The organism is Streptomyces sp. NRRL B-1347, assembly GCF_000720325.1.
In the GTDB taxonomy this organism is placed as follows: domain Bacteria; phylum Actinomycetota; class Actinomycetes; order Streptomycetales; family Streptomycetaceae; genus Streptomyces.
On record NZ_JOJM01000055.1, the window covers coordinates 1 to 17,639 of the forward strand.

Below are 17,639 nucleotides of genomic sequence, written 5' to 3' on the forward strand. Positions count from 1 at the left end.
CCCCCCCCCCCCCCCCCCCGGGGGGGGGGGGGGGGGGGGTGGGTGGGGTAAGCAAGCGCGTCAGCGCGAGCCAACGCTGCTCAAGGCGCCCCGCCAGGTCACGCCAGCTTGATGTCGACCTTGATGTTGCCGCGCGTCGCGTTCGAGTACGGGCACACCTGGTGGGCCTGCTCGATCAGGGACTGAGCGGTGGCCGCGTCGACGTTCGGGATGGAGGTGACGAGCTCGACCTCCAGGCCGAAGCCGCCGGACTCGTTCTGGCCTATGCCGACCTTGGCGGTGACCGTGGAGCCGGAGATGTCGGCCTTCTCGCGGCGGGCGACGACGCCGAGGGCGCCCTGGAAGCAGGCGCTGTAACCGGCGGCGAAGAGCTGCTCGGGGTTGGTGCCCGCGCCGCTGCCGCCCAGCTCCTTCGGCGGGTTCACGACGACGTCGAGCTTGCCGTCGTCGGAGGCGACGCGCCCGTCGCGGCCGTTCTCCGCGGTGGCCACGGCGGTGTACTTGACGTCGATGTTCTGGATGGACATGAGTGTCGGATCCTCCTGGTGTGTGCCGTTCCGCGCGCCCGCCGGCCCGGCGATCTGGAATTACCTTACCGAGTAGCGGAAGTTCTCAGGCGTCGAGAGAGACGATCATCTTGCCGGTGTTCTCGCCGCGCAGCATGCCGAGGAAGGCGTCCACGCCGCTGTCGATGCCGTGCGCGAACGTCTCGGTGTACTTCAGCTCGCCGGCGCGGACCCAGGCCCCGACCTCGCGCACGAACTGCGGCTGGAGGCTCTCGTGATCGCCCACGAGCATGCCCTGGAGCCGCAGGCGCTTGCCGATGATCATGGCCATGTTGCGCGGGCCCGGGGTCGGCTCGGTGTCGTTGTAGCCCGCGATCATGCCGCAGATGGTGGCGCGGCCGCCCACGTTCATGCGGCTGATGGCGGCCTCCAGGTGCTCGCCGCCCACGTTGTCGAAGTAGACGTCGACGCCGTCGGGGGCCACCTCCTTGAGCTGGTCGACGACGGGCTTCTCGTCCTTGTAGTTGAAGGCCGCATCGAAGCCGTACTCCTCGACCAGGAGCTTGACCTTGTCGTCCGAGCCCGCCGAGCCCACGACGCGCGAGGCGCCCTTGAGCCGGGCGATCTGGCCGACCTGGCTGCCGACCGCGCCCGCCGCGCCGGAGACGAAGACGGTGTCGCCCTCCTTGAAGGAGGCCACCTCCAGGAGGCCCGCGTACGCCGTCAGGCCCGTCATGCCGAGCACGCCCAGGTACGCCGAGAGCGGGGCCGCGTCCGGGTCCACCTTGGTCGCGTGCTTCGCGGGCACCGAGGCGTACTCCCGCCAGCCCGCGAAGTGCAGCACGTGGTCGCCCACCGCGAGGCCGTCCGCGTTCGAGGCCACGACCACGCCGACCGCGCCGCCGTCCATGGGCTGGTCGAGCTGGAACGGCGGGATGTACGACTTCACGTCGTTCATCCGGCCGCGCATGTACGGGTCGACGGAGAAGTGCAGGTTCCGGACCAGGACGCGGCCTTCCGCCGGGGCCTCGACGGGGACCTCCCGCAGCGCGAAGTCCTCCGGGACCGGCCAGCCGTGCGGGCGCCGCACGAGGTGCCAGGCGCGGCCGGTGGCGGGGAGCTGCTCGGGGGTGACGGACATGGGGGGTGTCCTCCTCAGACTTCCTCGGACGTCGGGCCCCGAGCGCCCTCGGGGAGCGAGGGCTTCGAGGCCTAATGCTTCAGGTTCTGAAATAAGCATGCGCTTCGATATTTTAGATTGTCAAGTAAATGGGTACGCTGAGAGACATGGTCACCAAGAACTCCCCCGCCCCCCGGACCGACCCGCTGACGCTCGAGGTCGTCGAGCTGATCGGCACCGTCGTGGCGCGCTACCACGAGGAGTACGAGGTGGCGGCGGGCAAGCACGCCCTGACCGGGGCGCAGGCGCGCGTCCTCGGGCTGCTCTCCCTGGAGCCGATGCCCATGCGGCGCATCGCCCAGAAGCTGAAGTGCGAGCCGTCGAACGTGACCGGAATCGTCGACCGCCTGGAGGCCCGGGGCCTCGTCGAGCGGCGGCCCGACCCGGCCGACCGGCGCGTAAAGCTGGCGGCGCCGACGGAGGAGGGGGTGCGGACGGCCCGGAGCCTGCGCGAGTCGCTCGACTTCGCGCGCGAGCCGTTGGCCCAGCTCTCCCGGGACGAGCGCGAGTCCCTTCGCGGGTTGCTGCGCCGGATGCTGGGCGAGGGCTAGCGCCCTCGCCTCCCCCGTCCCCTTTCCGCTGCGGGTGCGTCGTGGCTGGTCGCGCCCACGCGGCGGAGCCGCATATCAATACAGCCCCGCGCCCCTTCGGGGCGCTCCCCCGTCACCTACGTGCACCACCACAGGAAGCGGTCGCATGTTTCCGTCGGGGTGGGGGTCGGGGTCGGGCGCGGCTTGTTCGTCGAGGGCTTGGACGTCGTGGGCTTGGGGGCCGGGGCCTTGGTGGGCGTGTGGGAGGTGGGCTCGGGGCGGGGGGCGGGCGCGGCCGGGTTCCGCGCCGACGAGGACGACTCGTCCGGGGCACTGTCGTTCCGCTCCGCCTCCGCCGTCCTCTCCCGCTCCTTCTCCTCCGGGGCGACCGTCGTCGTGTCCTTCGACGGGGACGCCGAGGACGACACCGGCTCGGCGGAGGTGTCCGCTCCGGCCGCGTCCGCCGCGCCGTCGGGGTGTTCGGCGGTGTCGGGCCGCTGCTCGTCCTCGGCCGACGACGCCTTCTCCGGGCGTTCGGACCGCGACTCCGTGCCGAGTTCGGCGAAGCTCAGGCCGCCCGCGGCAAGGGCGAGGCCCGCGGTGGCGAGCAGCAGTCGGCGGCGCCTGCGGCGGTGCTGGGCCGCCCGGCGGGCGCGGCCGCTCCGGCGCCCCTGCTCCTGGGGCCGCTCCTCGCCCTGCTCGTACTCCTCGCTCGCGCCGTCCGCCTCATGGGGCTCGTACGGCTCGTACGCGCGGCACTCCTCGGCCGGGGTTCCGCAGCCGGGGCAGGCGAAGGCGCCGTTGAGGTGCCGGTGACACGCGTGGCAGTAATCCATGGGGCCCATGAGGCATGGAGGCTAGGTCCCGCGCGGTGTCGGAGGAAGCCGAAGCTGTGAAGGTTGTGTGCGGAACTGAATCATCCGGGAACGGTGTGCGCCCAGGGGGTCAGGGCCGCCCGAGTTCGCCCCGCAGCCGCCGTGCCCGCAACACCAGCTCCAGCTCGAAGCGGCGGTCCGGGTCGTCGATCTCGTCGCCCCACAGCTCCCTTATCTGCCGCAGGCGATAGCGCACGGTTTGCGGGTGCACACCAAGGCGGGTGGCGACTTCGGGGGCGCCGCCCCGGGTCTCAAGCCAGGCCAGCAGGGTCTGGGCGAGGCGGCGGCCGTGGGCGGGACCGCAGTGTTCGAGGGGGGCGAGGCAGCGCCGGGTGAGGTCCTCGATGAGCTCCTCGGGCTGGAGCAGGACCAGGGCCTCGGTGTGCTCGGTGCAGTGCAGCACCTCGCCCGCGGGCAGCAGTCCGCGCTGCATCAGGCCGATCGCGGCCTGCGCCCAGCGCAGCGACTTCGCGGCGTCGGCGAGCGCGACGGGCGGGCCGATGGCGCCCGACCAGCCGGTCATGGCGCGGCGCAGCAGTTCGGGGCGGCCCGCGGCGTCCGGGTCGGGCACGACCATGCGGGGCTGCTCGGCCTCCATGTCGAGCAGCACGCCCTCGCCGACGGCCGGGGCGACCGCCTCGCGCGCCGGGCGGAGGAGCACGCCGACGGCGACGCGCTCGGGCAGCGCCCAGCCGACCCGGGCGGCCCGCTCGTCCAGGCCGCCGTCGGCGCCGAGCACGGAGTTCGCCTGCGGCTCCGGGCGGCGCTCGGAGAGCAGGGACTCCATCAGCTTGCGTTGCAGCCGCAGCCGCTCCCCGGCCTGGCGGGCCGCGGCCTCGGCGTAGCCGCGCACCGACTGGTCGACCAGGCCGTCCAGGTACTCGAAGCCGGATTCGGCGAGTTCGTACATGGCCGGGGGCGGGATCTCGGTCTGCTGGCCGATCTCGGCGAGCCGGCGCCAGGCCAGCTTGACCCCGAGCCGGTAGATCGCCTGGAGCGAGTCGAGGCTGCGGCCTTCGAGGCCCTCGCCGCGGCCGAATTCCTGGAAGACCTCGGGGTGGTAGCGCGGCCGGTCGGCGGCGGCGAGCTGCTGGACGAAGCCTTCGAGGGCGCGGCGGATGCCGACGAGCGCCATGGGCTCGCCGGAGTCGTCGAGGACGACGGGCAGGCCCGGGTACTCGGCGCGGATCTCCCGCAGGATGTCCTGGGCGAGCACCGGCACCTCTTCGAGGGCCAGCGCGGCGAAGCGTCTGACCTGGAGGGGCGGCACGTCGCGCCAGGCCGAGCGAGTCATGGTCGGGCGCTCGCTCTCGGAGAGGTCGGGGACGGCGGGCATGGCCGGATCACTGGTCCCGCTGGTCGCGGTCGGGTGACTCGTAGTGGACGAGCGGCCGGTTGGGCTGGTCCGGTGTGGCGTTCAGGAGCGCGACGATGCCGAACCCGGCACCCACGGCGAGGGCCGCGGCGACGGCGGCGGTCAAAGCCGCGGCGAGCGTTCTGTGCATACGAGGGTCAGCCTCTCTGCTGGAGGTCGTACCCCACCCTGATCCCGAGCTGTCCGGTCGCGGAGAGTCGATAACCGGCCCGTTGCCGGCCCCGTCCGGCAGGTGCCCAGTGTCGACAACCATTGACACTGCGTCAAGGGTCCGCCTAGCGTTCGCGGCTCATACGGGTCGGTAACACCGCGGTGACAGCGCCGCAGCGATTCGGGCAACTCATCGGCAACAGCACCGAAGCACCTGCGCAACGCATCGGTCATGCTTCACAGTTGAGCGGCCGACGAGCGTGTGACCGAACCGTGATCCACAGCTCTGTGCTCCACAGCTCTGTGTTCGACCGTCCCCCTGTTCACCTCACGGCAGGAGCGCCGGATGACGCGCCGTACAGCCTCGCCCTTGTCCCTGGTCCTGCTCGGTCTCGGCGTCTTTCTGCTGGTCCTGGCCCCGATGCTGGCCTGGTACGTCGAGCCGCGGGCGAAACGCACGCCGATCGACGTCGACCAGATCACCGTCTTCGAGGGGAAGGGCAGCTATTTCGATACCAAGAAGATCAAGACCGTCGAGGACCAGAACCTCACCATCACCCGGCAGGTCCGCGGCGACGTGGCCGACAGCGAGAAGTCGGGCCGCGCGATCTGGGACGTGGTGACCTCCGTCGACCCCGACAAGTCGCTGCCCGCCGCCGACCCGCACGACGCGCTCCTGTGGACCCAGGAGCGCTGGGTGACCGACCGCAAGACCAACAAGCCCGTGCACTGCTGCGGCGAGAAGCCGTACTTCGAGGGCGAGGCGTACCTGAAGTTCCCGTTCGACGTGGAGCAGCGCGACTACCTGTGGTGGGACAGCACCCTCGGTGACACCGTGCCGCTGAAGTTCCGCGGCGAGAAGAAGATCCAGGGGCACGAGGGCTACCGCTTCACCGGCACGGTGGCCGCCACGAAGGCCGGCACGCGGCAGGTCCCCGGGCGCCTGGTCGGCCTGCCGAAGCGCGGCCAGGTCATGGCCGAGGAGTGGTACGCCAACCACGGGATCGAGCTGGTCGCCGACAAGCGCACCGGCCGGATCATCTACGCGGCCATCGGACCGCGCAAGACGCTGCGGGCGCCCGGCGGCAAGAAGGACCGCACGGTGCTCCTGGACAGTCGGCGCATCGCGTTCACCGAGAAGACCCAGCGGGCCCAGGTGAAGCTCGCCGAGGACGACAGCTCGCGGCTGAAGCTGGTCGGCGAGACGCTGCCGCTGCTCTGCGTGGCCCTGGGCGGGGCGCTCACGCTGCTCGGCGGCGCCCTGATCATCCGGGGGCGCAATTCGGGCGCAAACGGCCCGAACGGGCGCGGTGGAAATCCGGATGCGGAAGGTCCACATTCCGATACCTCACAAAGTGCCCTGCAACCCACCACGATGTGATGAGACGTCAGCTCTAAGAAGGCCCGAAATTGTCACGCCGGTGAGTAGCCGCACCGTTCGGTGCGGCGAAAACTATCCACCCCACCCACGCACCGGCCCGCACCACACCCCGCACCACACCTGAAGCACCTGAAGCACCCCGCATCCCCGACCGACCCGCGGGATTCCGCCCCCACCGCACCACCCGGAACCCCGCCGAGCCCACCCCGTCCGCCACCACCACCGCTGCGAGAGAGCGTCCGCACCGCCCCGTCCGATCCCCCCACAGTTCCGCACCCTGAGACGAGTTGGAGCACCCCATGCCCCAGCACGTGCCGTCGTCGCTGCGCCCCGTCGCCCAGCGGCCCGCGCGGCTCCTTCCGGCGCTCCCCCCGCAGCCGCGCCGGATCGCCTTCCTCGCCCGCCGCGACCTCGGCAACCCCGCGGCAGGCGGCTCCGAACTCCTCGTCGACCGCCTGGCCGACGGGCTGACCCGCGGGGGTCACCAGGTCACGCTGCTGTGCGGCGGACCCGCCGCGTACCGCGACTACCGCGTGGTGTCGGCGGGCGGCGACCTGGGGCACTACCTGCGCGCCCGCTCGGCCTACCGCCGCCAGGTCGGCGGCAGCGACCTCCTGGTCGAGGTCTGCAACGGCATGCCGTACCTGGCGCCCCTGTGGCACCGCGGCCCCACGCTCTGCCTGGTCAACCACGTCCACACCGAGCTGTGGGCGATGCGCTTCCAGGGCCCCCTCGCCCCGGCCGCCCGGCTCGGGCGCAGGCTCGAACACTGGGCGCTCTCGGGCGCGCAGCGCGGCAACCTCCTGGTCGCCGTCTCCCCCTCGACGGCCACCGCCCTGCGCGACCTGGGCGTCGACCGCGACCGCATCCGGGTCGTGCACAACGGCGTCGAGGAGCCGGGGCCGCTGCACGAGCGCTCCGACGAACCGCTCTTCCTCGCCATGGGCCGCCTCGTCGAGTACAAGCGCGTCGATCTGCTGCTTCGCCTGTGGGAGCGGGTCCGCCCGGTCACCGGTGGCCGGCTCGTCATCGTCGGCGAGGGGCCCGAGCGGGCCCGTCTCGAACGGATGGCGGGACCGGACGTGCACTTCACGGGGCACGTCTCCGAGGCCGAGAAGCACCGGCTGCTGTGCGCGGCCTGGCTGCTCCTGCACCCCTCCGCCGTCGAGGGCTGGGGCCTGGTCATCACCGAGGCCGCGGCCCGCGGCACGCCCGCGATCGGCTTCGACGTGCCCGGTGTACGGGACTCCGTCGAGGACGGGGTGACCGGCCTGCTCGCGGGCGGCGAGAGCTCCTTCGCGGCCGCCTGGTGCACGCTCGCGCTCTCCACCGAGCGGCGCCGGGCGTTCGGCAAGGCCGCCGCCGAGCGCGCCGCGCAGTTCCGCTGGGCCAACACCGTCCGGCAGTTCGCCGCGGTGGCCGCCGAGGCCGTCGCCGCACACGAGCCGCCACCCACGCCACGTCCTGAGGGGTCCGGGTGAAGGATCCGTCGCTGCGCCGCTCCGTGACCCTGTTCCGGGCCTTCATGAGGGAGCGGCAGGAACCGGAGCGGTGCTACGCGCTGCTCGCCCGGGACGCCGCCGACCAGGTCGAACGCCATCTGCCCGTGAACGGCAAGGTGGTCGTGGACGTCGGCGGCGGCGCGGGCTACTTCACCGAGGAGTTCCGCAGGCGCGGCGCGCAGGCGTTCCTCTTCGAACCCGACCTCCGGGAGCTGGGCGCCCGCGGCGCCAAGCCGCCCGAGGGCGCGGTGGTCGCGGACGGCTATCTGCTGCCCGTGGCGACCGGCTCGGCCGACGTCACGTTCTCCTCCAACGTCCTGGAGCACGTGGCCGACCCGCAGACCTTCCTCAGCGAGCTGGTGCGGGTCACCCGGCCCGGCGGCCTCATCTACGTGGCGTTCACGAACTGGCTGTCCCCCTGGGGCGGCCACGAGTGGGCACCCTGGCACTACCTGGGCGCCGAGCGCGCCCGCGCCCGCTACGAGCGGCGCACCGGCACGCCCGCCAAGCACACGCTCGGCGTCAACCTCTACGCGCACCACATAGGACCCACGCTCAGACAGGTGCGGGCCCGCGAAGACGTCACCGTCGTCTCCGCGCGCTCGCGCTACTGGCCGTTCCTCGCCGAGTCCGTGGCGAAGGTTCCGGGCGTGCGTGAGTTCACGACCTGGAACCTTCTCCTCATCCTCAGGCGGTGTCCATGACCACAACGGTCCAGGCCCCTCCCCCGGCCGCGACGCGGCCGACGGCGCGCCGGTCCGAACCCGAGCACGGCCCGCGCCCCCGGCGCTGGCTCGCCGGATTCTGGGCCGTCACGCTCGTGTGCTTCCTCGCGGTGAAGCCGGGGCGGATGACGTTCGACACCAAACTCGGTGTCGCCGTCGATCCATGGCAGTTCCTCTCCGACCTCGGTCAGCTGTGGCACGACCGGGGCGGCTTCGGGGGCCTCCAGGACCAGTACATCGGGTACGCCTTCCCGATGTTGCCGTACTACGCGCTCACCGACCTGCTCCAGCTGCCGGTGTGGATCGCGGAACGGCTGTGGTTCTCGCTGATCGTGACGGCCGCGTTCTGGGGCGCCCTCCGGCTCGCCGAGCGGCTCGGCATCGGCACCCGCGGCTCGCGGCTGCTCGGCGCGGTGGTGTACGCGCTGTGGCCGACGTTCACCGTGGTGATCGGCTCGACGTCGGCGGCGGCGCTGCCCGGCGCCTTCCTGCCCTGGGTGCTGCTCCCGCTCACCAACGACCGCGTGACCGCGCGGATCGCGGCGTTCCGCTCGGCCCTCGTCATTCCGTTCATGGGCGGGGTGAACGCGGCCTCCACGCTGGCCTCGCTGCTTCCCGTCGCCCTGTACCTGCTCTCGCGCCCGAACGGGCCGCGCAAGCGCAAGCTCATCACCTGGTGGGTGCCGGGCGTCGTCCTGGCCACCGCGTGGTGGGTGGTGCCGCTGCTCCTGCTCGGCATCTACGGCGAGAACTTCCTTCCGTACGTGGAGAACGCGGCCACCACGACCGGCACCATGTCGGCCACCGAGGCGCTGCGCGGCGCCGGCAACTGGGTGGCCTATCTGCACTTCGGCGAGGCCTGGCTGCCCGCGGGCTGGACCGTCGCGGCCTCCGTGGTCACCATCGTGTGCTCGGCGCTCGCCGCCGGGCTCGGGCTCGCCGGGCTCGCCCGCCGCGACCTGCCGGAGCGGCGCTGGCTGACCCTGACGGTCCTCGCGGCCGTCCTGGTCATGCTCGCCGGGTACGGCGGCGCCTCCGGGGCGCTCTTCCACGGCACGGTGCAGGACTGGCTGAACGGCTGGCTGGTGCCGTTCCGCAACATCTACAAGTTCCAGACGGGCGTCGCGCTCGCCCTCGCCCTCGGCCTCGCGCACCTGGCGGGCGCGGTGGGCCGGACGCACGGCGCCCGGGCCCTGCCCGCGCGGCGGTACGCGCCGCTCGTCGCCGCCGTCCTGGTGCTCCCGGGTCTGCTGTGGCCGTACCTCAACGGCTCGATCCTGCAGCCCGGTTCGTTCAAGAAGCTGCCGAACCACTGGCAGGCCACGGCCGACTGGCTGGACAAGTACTCGCCGGACTCGCGCGCCCTGGTGGTGCCCGCGACCGCGCACGGCATCTACTCCTGGGGCTCCTCGATCGACCAGCCCCTCGACGTGCAGGCCGAGTCGCGCTGGGCCCAGCGCGACTACGTGCCCTTCGGCACGCCCGGCAACCGGCGCGCCATGGACGCCGTCGAGCAGGCCCTGATGACGGGCAGTCAGGTGCCGGGCCTCAAGAACTACTTGACGCGTGCGGGCCTGTACTACGTGGTCGTGCGCAACGACCTCGACCCGGACCAGATCGGCTACGTCCCGACGGCGACGGTCAAGCGCACCCTGGAGCAGTCCGGCTACACGCGCGTGACCGGCTTCGGCCCGACCCAGACCGGCGGCCGCATCGCGGACGACACGCCCGTGCAGGTCGAGGGCCTGTACCCGCGCCAGCGCGCGGTGGAGATCTACACCCCGGGCAAGGGCACCCCGCGCCCCGGCCAGGCCGGTCTGAAGCCGGTCTCCAACACGGCCGTCGTCAGCGGCGGCCCGGAGGCGCTGCTCCCGCTGTCCGCCGATCCCCAGCTGCGCGACCGCCCGGTGGTCCTGACCGGGGACAACCACCCCGGCCTCGGCTCCGCGCCCGGCCTGCAGGCGGTCGGTGACGGACTGCGGCGCGCGGACACGCGCTTCGGCCTGACCAACACCAACACCTCGTACACGTACACCCGCGACGAGAAGAACGCGCCGGACGCGCTCCAGGATCCGGGCAAGAAGCCGCACCAGATCCTGCCGACCAAGGGGATCGAGCACCAGACGACGGCGGAGCTGCGCGGCGCGAAGGCCGTGACGGCCTCCTCGTACGGCAACTGGCTCTTCCACCTGCCGCAGTACGACCCGGTGAACGCCTTCGACGGCAACCCCGGCACGGCCTGGACCGAAGGCAACCCGGGCAGCCCCGACGGCGAGTGGATCAAGGCGGAGTTCCGCAAGAAGACCGCTGTTCCGAAGTCGTTCAAGGTGACGCCGCTGCCCCAGGACGGGGTGCGGGCTGCGCCGACGCGGGTGCGGGTCGAGACCGAGCAGGGCAAGAAGGACTCGTTCCTCAAGGCCAACGGCACGACGCAGCGCGTCGCCGCCAAGCCCGGCGACTCCGACTGGATCAAGATCACCATCCTGGACTCGCAGGTCGCGACGCGCGGTCTGACCGGGGCCGGGTTCGCGGAGATCAGCATCCCCGGCGTGCAGGTGACCAAGCTCCTGAAGATGCCCGACGACGTGAAGGGCACGGAGGGCGCCGACGCCGACGCGACGACGTACTCCATGCACCGCTCGGCCGACCCCAGCGGCCTTTCCCCCGTGACCTCCGAGGCGGGTCTGCACCGCCGGTTCACCACCCAGGGGCAGGACACGTACGACGTGCGGATGAGCGCCGTCGCCGTGCCCGGGTCCGAGCTCGACGAGCTGCTCTACGACGTGGCGCCCGGCCAGCGGCAGCAGATCCGCGCCAGCGCCGAGTCCACGTCCGACATGGGCACGGGCCTGTCCGCGCGCAACCTCACGGACGGCGACCTGACCACCGCGTGGATCGCGGGCGACAGCCCGGTGATCCATCTGCGCTGGCCCGGCAAGGTCCCCGTCGGCGAGATCGTGCTGCCCCCCGCGGGCGGCCTGTCGACGCGGCCCGAGAAGATCGAGATCAGCTCGCCGGACGGCGCGGCGGTCGCCGGGGTCGACGAGAACGGCATGGCGCGCTTCGCGCCGATCACCACCGACCGCCTCACCATCACCGTCACCAAGACCGCGGCGCTGACCCTGCACAACCCGGTCGCGGACGAGAAGCTCCAGCTGCCCGTGGGCGTGACCGAGGCCTACATCCCGGCGCTCGACCAGTTCCGCACCAAGCAGCCGCGCGCCGGGCGCACCTTCGAACTGGCCTGCGGCCGGGGGCCCGAGGTCGCCATCGACGGCAAGCTGTACCCGACCTCCGTCAAGGGCACCGTGCGCGACCTCGTGCAGCGGCGGCCCGTCGAGGTCACGCTGTGCGAGCGCGGCGAGCGGCGGCCGAAGGCCGACACCAAGGTGAGCCTGGGCGCGGGCGAGCACCGCGTGGAGGCCGGTGACGCGGGCCCGCTCGCGCTCACCGACGTCACGCTGACGCGCGGCACGCCCGGCAACCTCGACACCAACGCGCGCGAACTGACCGTCAAGGACTGGCTGGGCGACCGGCGCAAGCTCACCGTCGGCGACGGCGCGGCCTCGTACCTGACCACGTACGAGAACGTCAACGACGGCTGGAAGGCCACCCTGAACGGCGAGGAGCTGCGCGAGGTGCGGCTCGACGGCTGGCAGCAGGGCTGGCTGATCCCGGCGGGCGAGGGCGGCACCATCAAGCTCAGCTACGAGCCGTCGACGGCGTACGAGGCCGGGCTCATCGGCGGCGGCGTGGGCGTGCTCGCGCTCGTGGTGCTCGTGTTCGTGCGCCGCAAGGACGCCAACCCGGACGGCCCCGACGTGGCGCCGCCCGCGCCCGGCGTCGTCCTCGGCGTGGTGGCCCTGACCCTGGTGGCCGTGGTCGTCGCGGGCTGGTTCGCGCTGCTCGTGCCCGCGCTCGCGGTGCTCGCCCGGTGGCGGCACGCGCTGCTCGCGCCGCTCGCGTTCGTCGCGCTCGCCGGGGCGGGGATCGCCGCCGCCACCGGTGCCGGGGAGACGATCGCCGCGGACGAGGGGGCCTTCGGGCACGCGGCTCAGATCATGGCGTTCATCGGCCTGTTCGCGGCCCTGGTGTCGGTGCGGGAGGCCGCCCCCGCGGCGGCCGCCGGGGTGCAGGCCGGGGTCGCGGCCCCGGCCGGTGCGCCCGCGGGACCGCCCGCGCCCGGTCAGGGCGTGCCCCCCGCCGCGGCCCCCGCGGCGCCACCGGCCGGGCCCGCGGGCGCCGATCCGCTGGCGAAGCGCGGGACGCCGCCGGGCGGTGACCCGTCGGCGACGACGCTGCCGCTCGGCCCCGGCCGCGACGCGGGGGCACCCCCGCAGCGGCAGCGGGAGCCCGGCGACGACGGCACGGAGCAACAGGAAGAGGACCACCGGCCATGACCGCGCTGGAACACCCGGCCCGGCGCGCGGACGGCTCCGGCCGTCCGCCGCGCCGCGTGCCGTTCCCCGTCGTCGACGAGGTCGCCCGGCACTGCCTCCAGGAGGAGGAGCCGGAGACCGTCCACATCGAGGTGCACCTGCCGGGCAACCCGGACCCGGACCGGCTGCGGACGGCGTTCACCGAGGCCCTGCGCCGCCATCCGCGCATCCTCGTGCGGGAGGCGCGCGGCGCCTGGTACCGGCGCCGCTACGAGTGGGAGCTGACCGATGGCCCGGACGTGGAGGTCGTCACCTTCCCGGGCGCGCGGGCCGACGGCCTCAAGCGCGCCCGGGAGCGGGCGCTGTGCGACGCGCCGCCGCTGACCGCGTCCCCGCCGGTGCGCCTGGAGGTCGTCGCCGCCCCGGGGTCGAGCGGCAGCGTGCTGTTCCTCACCATCAACCACACGGCCCTGGACGGGCCCGCGTGCCTGCGCGTCCTCGCCACGGCCGCCGAGCTGTACGGGGGCCGGGACAACGCGCCCGCCGCGCCCCCGACGCGCGCGCCCGCCACCGCCCCGGCGGCGGACGCGCCCGACCTGCCCTCGCCGTGGGCCCCGCCCGCCCGCGTCGCCCGCGGCGCGCCCGAGCCGTCGCCCGGCAACGGCATGCTGGTCGCGGAGCTGCCGGTGCCGCGCCGCCCCAAGGGCTCGCCGTTCACCGTCAACGACCAGCTGATGGTCACGACCGCGCTGATGATCGCCCACTGGAACCGTGAACACGGGGCCAAGCCGCGGCCGTTGCGCATCACCATGCCCGTCGACGACCGCCCCCGCGACATGTCGATGCCCATCGGCAACGGCACGCGGCTCGTCGAGGTGCCCTTCGGCGCCGACGAGCTGACCCCGCTCCTCGACGCCGAGCCGCGCCCCGAGGACGTCCGTACGCTGCTCCGCCGCACCTCGGACCGCACGCGGGCCCTCAAGGCGCTGTCCCGGCCGCAGCTCGGCCACGGCGCGACGCTGCTCACCGCGCCGGTCCTGCCGGTCGGGGTGCGGGCCGCCGTCACCCGGGGGCTGCGCAGGGCCGCCGCGCCCTGGACGTCCACGACGCTGCTCAGCAACATCGGCCGGATCCCGTACGCCCTCGACTTCGGCGACGCGGGGGCGGCGACCGCGGTGTGGTTCTCGGCGCCCGCCCGCACGCCGCGCGGCCTGACCGTGACCACCGCGTCCACCGGGGGCCGCCTTCACCTGGCCCTGCGCTGGTCCCGGACGCTCCTCGGGCACGGCGACGGCGCCCGTCTGCGCGACCTCTTCGAGCACTACCTCCACGCCACCGAGGAGGGACCCGGCTCATGACGACGACCGGCACGACCGGCGCGGCGGAGCGGTCCGCGCCCGAACGCCCGCGCGGCCTCAGGGACTTCTACGAGAACCCGGCCGTCCCCGTCGCCTCCGGGGACGCCCGCAGCCTGCGCCAGGCGCGGATGCTCGCGGCCGCGCTCGGCCCCGCCACGCGCGGCGCCCGCGTGGTCCTCGACGTGGGCTGCGGCGACGGCAACGCCGCCCGGGTCGCCGCGCCGCTGCTCGCCGGGCACCGCGTCATCGGCGTCGACTGGTCCCAGGACGCGCTGCGCCGCGCGAGCGGCCACCTGCCGTACGTCGTACGCGGCGAACTCACCGACGGCGGCCTGCCGTTCGCCTCCGGCACGGTCGACGCCGTGCTCTTCAGCGAGGTCGTCGAGCACCTCGTCGACCCCGACTCGGCCCTCGACGAGCTGCGCCGCGTGCTGCGCCCCGGCGGCCATCTGATGCTGTCCACGCCGAACCTCGCCGCCTGGTACAACCGCGGCCTGCTGCTCGCCGGGGTGCAGCCGGTGTTCTCCGAGGTGAGCCTGCGCGCCATCCACGGCCGCCCGGGCCGCGAGGTCGTCGGGCATCTGCGCCTGTACACCGCGCGGGCGCTGCGGGAGTTCGTCGCGGCCTCCGGCTTCGACGTGGTCCGGCTCGCGGGCGCGCCCTTCCACGGGGTGCCGCGGCCGCTGCGGCCCCTGGACCGGCTCGCCTGCGCCGTGCCGGGCGCGGCCTCGATCCTGCTGCTGCACGCCCGAAAGGCCTGAGGCCCATGTGGGTGGGTGTGGTGGCGGCTCTGCTCGCGAACGTCCTCTACAGCACCGGTTTCGTCCTGGAGAAGCGGGCCCTGTCCGCGATGCCGTCGGTGAGCGTGCGGGCGCCGCTGCGGCTGCTCCGGCATGTCGTCTCCAGTCCGCTGTGGCTCGGCGGCTCGCTCGCGCTCGCGGCGGGCTTCGGCGCGCAGCTCGCCGTCTACCGCACCCTTCCGATCGCCGCCGCCCAGGGCATCTTCGTCTCCGGTCTCGTCCTGCTGCTCCTGCTGTCGTCGCGGCTGCTCGGCGAGCGCACCTCGGGGCGCGAGCGGATCGCCGTCGGCGCGATCCTCCTCGCGCTGCTCATGGTGGTGCTCTCGCTCGACGAGGGCGCCGACACGGTGGGCGAGGACGCCCCGGTGGCGCTGGTCCTGCTGGTCAGCCTGCCGTCGCTCGCCCTCGGCGTGTGGCTGTACGCGAACGGCGAGCGCCGGGCGGGACAGCGGCACCGGCAGCCGACGACGGGCGTGGAGTACGGCGTCGCCGTCGGCCTCCTGTACGGCGTCAGCTCGCTGGCCATCAAGGGCGTGTCCAGCTCGCTGACCACGCACGACATCGGCGGCGCGCTGCTCGACCTGCTGCGCTCGCCCTACCCCTACCTGCTGTTGTTCACCGGCGCGTTCGGCCTGATCATGTCGCAGGCGGCGCTCCAGCGGTGCCGGGCCTCGCTGATCGTGCCGGTGTGCACGACGGTGACGTCCCTGTTCACCGCGGTGCTCGGCACGCTCGCGTTCGGCGAGGCGCTGCCGCACGACCCGGTGCGCCTCGCACTGCGCGTCGCGGGCACGGCCCTGGCCGTGGCGGTCCTGCTCGTCATGCCCAAGCACGACGCGGCGCCCGCCGCCCAGACCTCCACCCCTCCCAAGGAGCTGACCTCCGGATGAACCCCGACGACCCCCTCCTGAAGATCCTCGCCTGTCCACTGGACAAGGGGCCGCTGGTGCTCGTGCTGCCCGAGCGGTCCGACCCGGCGGAGGCGGACCAGGCCCTGTACAACCCGCGGCTGCGCCGCCGGTACCCCATCATCGACGGCATTCCGCAGCTCCTGCCATCCTCCGGCGAGCAGGTCACCGAGCAGGAGCACGAGCGGCTCCTGGAGCAGACCGCGCCCTGAAGCCGGGGCGCGGAGGGGCCGTCCACCCCCGGCCGGGTGATGGGCCACGATGGATCCCATGCCCTCAAGCCCCTCCGCGCCCTTCACCCCGCTCGACTTCCAGCTGGTCCTGCTGCGCCGCATGGCCGACCACAACCCGGACCTCGTCGAGGACGCCCGGCACGCCCTCGGCGTCTCCATCGGCGAGATGCGCGAGGCCAACCGGCGCTGGCAGGCGATGGTGCGCTCCCCCAGGTCGCGCGCGGCCGTCTCCCGCTACCGCGCGGTGCTGGGCGAGCCCGAGTCCACCGCCCGCCGCGCCATCGGCGACCTGGAGTGCGAGGCCCTGCTGTGGCCGGTGCCGCTCTGGCCCGACCTGCGCTTCGAGGTGCTGCTCGGGCCGCGGAACGCCGTCTGGAACGAGTGGCTGGTGCGGGCGCCCGGGGCCGCGGCCCCGGAGCTGCGCACGCTCGCCGACCTCGCGCCCTGGTCCTGCACGGTCGACGAGGCCGCCCGCGCCTTCGCTCCCGCGCGGCCGATGGAGGGCACGGCGCCCACGCGGTGGCGGCTCGCGTTCAGCGGCGCGGACGGGGAGAGCGGGCGGCGGCGCGCGTGCGTGGCGGAGTTCACCTGGGGCCTGTTGCAGCGGGTGTCGTACGCCGACGGTCCGGAAGAGGGCCCGCGGGTGAGCTAGCCGGCCGCCTTCACGATCAGCTCCGCGACCACCGAAAGGGACTCCGGGTGGACGCCGAGGAACAGGTTCGGCTCGATCAGCTCCAGCTCCATCACGCGCGGCGCCCCGTCGTCGCCGTCGACCAGGTCCACGCGGGCGTAGAGCAGCTCGGGGGCGCCGGGCACGGCGGCCAGGGCACGCTCGGCGAGGGCGAGTTCGGCGTCGGTCGGCTGCCAGGCGCGGACGTCGGGGTGCGAGACCTTGTCGGCGTCGTACGCGGTGCCCGGGGCGAGGACGGCGCCCTTGCGGATGGCGTGCCGGTAGTGGCCGCCGAAGAAGATCAGGGCGCGCTCGCCGGTGGTGTCGATCCGGTGCAGATAGGGCTGCACCATCGCGGTGCGGCCCTCGGCGTGCAGCCGGGCGACGTGGGCGCGGGCGGCCGCGTGCTGGTCGGGGCGGTAGCGGCCGGCGAGGTGGGAGCCGGCGCCGACGGTGGGCTTGATGACGAACTCGCCCGCCGGGAACTCCGGTTCGCCGGGGTCCCCGGGAGCCGCGTACGCCGTCGGCACGGTCGGCACCCCGGCCGCCGTCAGCTCGCCCAGGTACCGCTTGTCGGCGTTCCAGCGCACGACGCCCGCCGGGTTGGCGAGCCGCGTCACCGCCGCGACGCGCTCGGCCCAGGCCGTGAACTCGGCGACGTGCTCGATGTAGTCCCAGGTCGAGCGTATGAGGACGAGGTCGTACGCGCTCCAGTCGACGTCCGGGTCGTCCCAGTGCGCGGCCCGCGCGGTGGCGCCCGCCGCGGTGACGGCGCGCACCAGGTCCGGCAGGTCGCGGTCGACGGCGCCGATGTGGTCCTGGGGGCGGAAGGTGGCGAGGGCGACGGCGAGGGCCACGGGCGCTCTCCTCGGGTACGGGGGCCCGGGGCGGGCACCATGGAGCCGGACGACGGAAGCCGCAGGCTAACCCGCCCCTCCCCCACCGGGAAAGCGCATTTCCCCCGGCCCTCGGCCGGGGGCTTGGGGCGGCGGGGAGGTGGATAGGTTTGCCGGGGGAAGTGATCGTGACGCAGGCGGCGGCACGCCCTCATCAAGCCGCCGTGCACA

16 protein-coding genes are annotated in these 17,639 nt (G+C 73.7%); 10 read left to right on the top strand and 6 right to left on the bottom strand.

Annotation, left to right across the window (positions count from 1 at the left end; genetic code table 11):
- Positions 1 to 98: 98 nt before the first annotated feature.
- Together IG74_RS0133285 and IG74_RS0133290 are read right to left on the bottom strand one after the other, a co-directional pair.
- Positions 99 to 527 carry an organic hydroperoxide resistance protein gene (locus IG74_RS0133285; RefSeq protein WP_030684781.1) on the bottom strand — a complete coding sequence of 143 codons (429 nt, stop codon included), beginning with the start codon at positions 525 to 527 and terminating at the stop codon, positions 99 to 101.
- Positions 528 to 612: 85 nt separating this feature from the next.
- Positions 613 to 1,647 carry an NADP-dependent oxidoreductase gene (locus tag IG74_RS0133290; RefSeq protein ID WP_030684784.1) on the bottom strand — a complete coding sequence of 345 codons (1,035 nt, stop codon included), beginning with the start codon at positions 1,645 to 1,647 and terminating at the stop codon, positions 613 to 615.
- Between the two features lie 146 nt (positions 1,648 to 1,793).
- Between IG74_RS0133290 and IG74_RS0133295 the strand changes: the two genes are divergently transcribed.
- Positions 1,794 to 2,237, top strand: coding sequence for a MarR family winged helix-turn-helix transcriptional regulator (locus tag IG74_RS0133295; protein ID WP_030684786.1), 444 nt, complete (start codon positions 1,794 to 1,796; stop codon positions 2,235 to 2,237).
- A gap of 116 nt (positions 2,238 to 2,353) precedes the next feature.
- Here IG74_RS0133295 and IG74_RS0133300 read toward each other — a convergent pair whose 3' ends face one another.
- The 3 genes from IG74_RS0133300 to IG74_RS52880 all read right to left on the bottom strand — a co-directional run bounded on the left by IG74_RS0133300 (position 2,354) and on the right by IG74_RS52880 (position 4,596).
- On the bottom strand, positions 2,354 to 3,061 hold the full coding sequence (locus IG74_RS0133300) for an SCO2400 family protein (RefSeq protein ID WP_051855883.1): 708 nt from the start codon (positions 3,059 to 3,061) through the stop codon (positions 2,354 to 2,356).
- 100 nt (positions 3,062 to 3,161) lie between these two features.
- Entirely contained in the window at positions 3,162 to 4,427 is a 1,266-nt protein-coding gene (locus IG74_RS0133305) for a helix-turn-helix domain-containing protein (protein WP_051855886.1), read from the bottom strand.
- Between the two features lie 7 nt (positions 4,428 to 4,434).
- Entirely contained in the window at positions 4,435 to 4,596 is a 162-nt protein-coding gene (locus IG74_RS52880) for a hypothetical protein (RefSeq protein ID WP_199818925.1), read from the bottom strand.
- Positions 4,597 to 4,962: 366 nt separating this feature from the next.
- Between IG74_RS52880 and IG74_RS0133315 the strand changes: the two genes are divergently transcribed.
- The 9 genes from IG74_RS0133315 (at position 4,963) to IG74_RS0133355 (ending at position 16,554) form a co-directional block, all read left to right on the top strand.
- Complete coding sequence (locus IG74_RS0133315) at positions 4,963 to 5,997, top strand: DUF3068 domain-containing protein (protein WP_030684793.1); 1,035 nt, start codon at positions 4,963 to 4,965, stop codon at positions 5,995 to 5,997.
- Positions 5,998 to 6,296: 299 nt separating this feature from the next.
- Positions 6,297 to 7,478, top strand: a complete 1,182-nt coding sequence (locus IG74_RS0133320; protein ID WP_030684795.1) for a glycosyltransferase family 4 protein — start codon at positions 6,297 to 6,299, stop codon at positions 7,476 to 7,478.
- A gap of 44 nt (positions 7,479 to 7,522) precedes the next feature.
- Entirely contained in the window at positions 7,523 to 8,203 is a 681-nt protein-coding gene (locus IG74_RS0133325) for a class I SAM-dependent methyltransferase (protein ID WP_420709981.1), read from the top strand.
- Entirely contained in the window at positions 8,200 to 12,624 is a 4,425-nt protein-coding gene (locus IG74_RS0133330) for an alpha-(1->3)-arabinofuranosyltransferase (protein ID WP_107059089.1), read from the top strand. The genes IG74_RS0133325 and IG74_RS0133330 overlap by 4 nt, the downstream gene beginning before the upstream one ends.
- The gene (locus tag IG74_RS51330; RefSeq protein WP_030684802.1) at positions 12,621 to 13,961 is read left to right on the top strand and encodes a condensation protein; all 1,341 of its coding nucleotides are present in this window, start codon (positions 12,621 to 12,623) and stop codon (positions 13,959 to 13,961) included. The genes IG74_RS0133330 and IG74_RS51330 overlap by 4 nt, the downstream gene beginning before the upstream one ends.
- Positions 13,958 to 14,722, top strand: a complete 765-nt coding sequence (locus IG74_RS0133340; RefSeq protein ID WP_030684804.1) for a class I SAM-dependent methyltransferase — start codon at positions 13,958 to 13,960, stop codon at positions 14,720 to 14,722. Before IG74_RS51330 ends, IG74_RS0133340 begins: the two co-directional genes overlap by 4 nt.
- A 17-nt stretch (positions 14,723 to 14,739) precedes the next feature.
- Positions 14,740 to 15,651 carry a hypothetical protein gene (locus tag IG74_RS0133345; RefSeq protein WP_037826470.1) on the top strand — a complete coding sequence of 304 codons (912 nt, stop codon included), beginning with the start codon at positions 14,740 to 14,742 and terminating at the stop codon, positions 15,649 to 15,651.
- Positions 15,648 to 15,881 (top strand): Trm112 family protein, encoded by a 234-nt coding sequence (locus IG74_RS0133350; protein ID WP_030684809.1) that lies wholly within the window; start codon positions 15,648 to 15,650, stop codon positions 15,879 to 15,881. Before IG74_RS0133345 ends, IG74_RS0133350 begins: the two co-directional genes overlap by 4 nt.
- A gap of 58 nt (positions 15,882 to 15,939) precedes the next feature.
- Positions 15,940 to 16,554 (top strand): hypothetical protein, encoded by a 615-nt coding sequence (locus IG74_RS0133355; protein ID WP_037826467.1) that lies wholly within the window; start codon positions 15,940 to 15,942, stop codon positions 16,552 to 16,554.
- Here IG74_RS0133355 and IG74_RS0133360 read toward each other — a convergent pair.
- Positions 16,551 to 17,429, bottom strand: a complete 879-nt coding sequence (locus IG74_RS0133360; RefSeq protein ID WP_030684814.1) for a hypothetical protein — start codon at positions 17,427 to 17,429, stop codon at positions 16,551 to 16,553. The two genes, IG74_RS0133355 and IG74_RS0133360, sit on opposite strands and share 4 nt — an antisense overlap.
- Positions 17,430 to 17,639: the final 210 nt, after the last annotated feature.

What these genes read in the sequence shown, in the direction of transcription:
- IG74_RS0133285 (WP_030684781.1), bottom strand. Translation starts at nt 527, where the DNA reads ATGTCCATCCAGAACATCGACGTCAAGTACACCGCCGTGGCCACCGCG.
- IG74_RS0133290 (WP_030684784.1), bottom strand. Translation starts at nt 1,647, where the DNA reads ATGTCCGTCACCCCCGAGCAGCTCCCCGCCACCGGCCGCGCCTGGCAC.
- IG74_RS0133295 (WP_030684786.1), top strand. Translation starts at nt 1,794, where the DNA reads ATGGTCACCAAGAACTCCCCCGCCCCCCGGACCGACCCGCTGACGCTC.
- IG74_RS0133300 (WP_051855883.1), bottom strand. Translation starts at nt 3,061, where the DNA reads ATGGGCCCCATGGATTACTGCCACGCGTGTCACCGGCACCTCAACGGC.
- IG74_RS0133305 (WP_051855886.1), bottom strand. Translation starts at nt 4,427, where the DNA reads ATGCCCGCCGTCCCCGACCTCTCCGAGAGCGAGCGCCCGACCATGACT.
- IG74_RS52880 (WP_199818925.1), bottom strand. Translation starts at nt 4,596, where the DNA reads ATGCACAGAACGCTCGCCGCGGCTTTGACCGCCGCCGTCGCCGCGGCC.
- IG74_RS0133315 (WP_030684793.1), top strand. Translation starts at nt 4,963, where the DNA reads ATGACGCGCCGTACAGCCTCGCCCTTGTCCCTGGTCCTGCTCGGTCTC.
- IG74_RS0133320 (WP_030684795.1), top strand. Translation starts at nt 6,297, where the DNA reads ATGCCCCAGCACGTGCCGTCGTCGCTGCGCCCCGTCGCCCAGCGGCCC.
- IG74_RS0133325 (WP_420709981.1), top strand. Translation starts at nt 7,523, where the DNA reads ATGAGGGAGCGGCAGGAACCGGAGCGGTGCTACGCGCTGCTCGCCCGG.
- IG74_RS0133330 (WP_107059089.1), top strand. Translation starts at nt 8,200, where the DNA reads ATGACCACAACGGTCCAGGCCCCTCCCCCGGCCGCGACGCGGCCGACG.
- IG74_RS51330 (WP_030684802.1), top strand. Translation starts at nt 12,621, where the DNA reads ATGACCGCGCTGGAACACCCGGCCCGGCGCGCGGACGGCTCCGGCCGT.
- IG74_RS0133340 (WP_030684804.1), top strand. Translation starts at nt 13,958, where the DNA reads ATGACGACGACCGGCACGACCGGCGCGGCGGAGCGGTCCGCGCCCGAA.
- IG74_RS0133350 (WP_030684809.1), top strand. Translation starts at nt 15,648, where the DNA reads ATGAACCCCGACGACCCCCTCCTGAAGATCCTCGCCTGTCCACTGGAC.
- IG74_RS0133355 (WP_037826467.1), top strand. Translation starts at nt 15,940, where the DNA reads ATGCCCTCAAGCCCCTCCGCGCCCTTCACCCCGCTCGACTTCCAGCTG.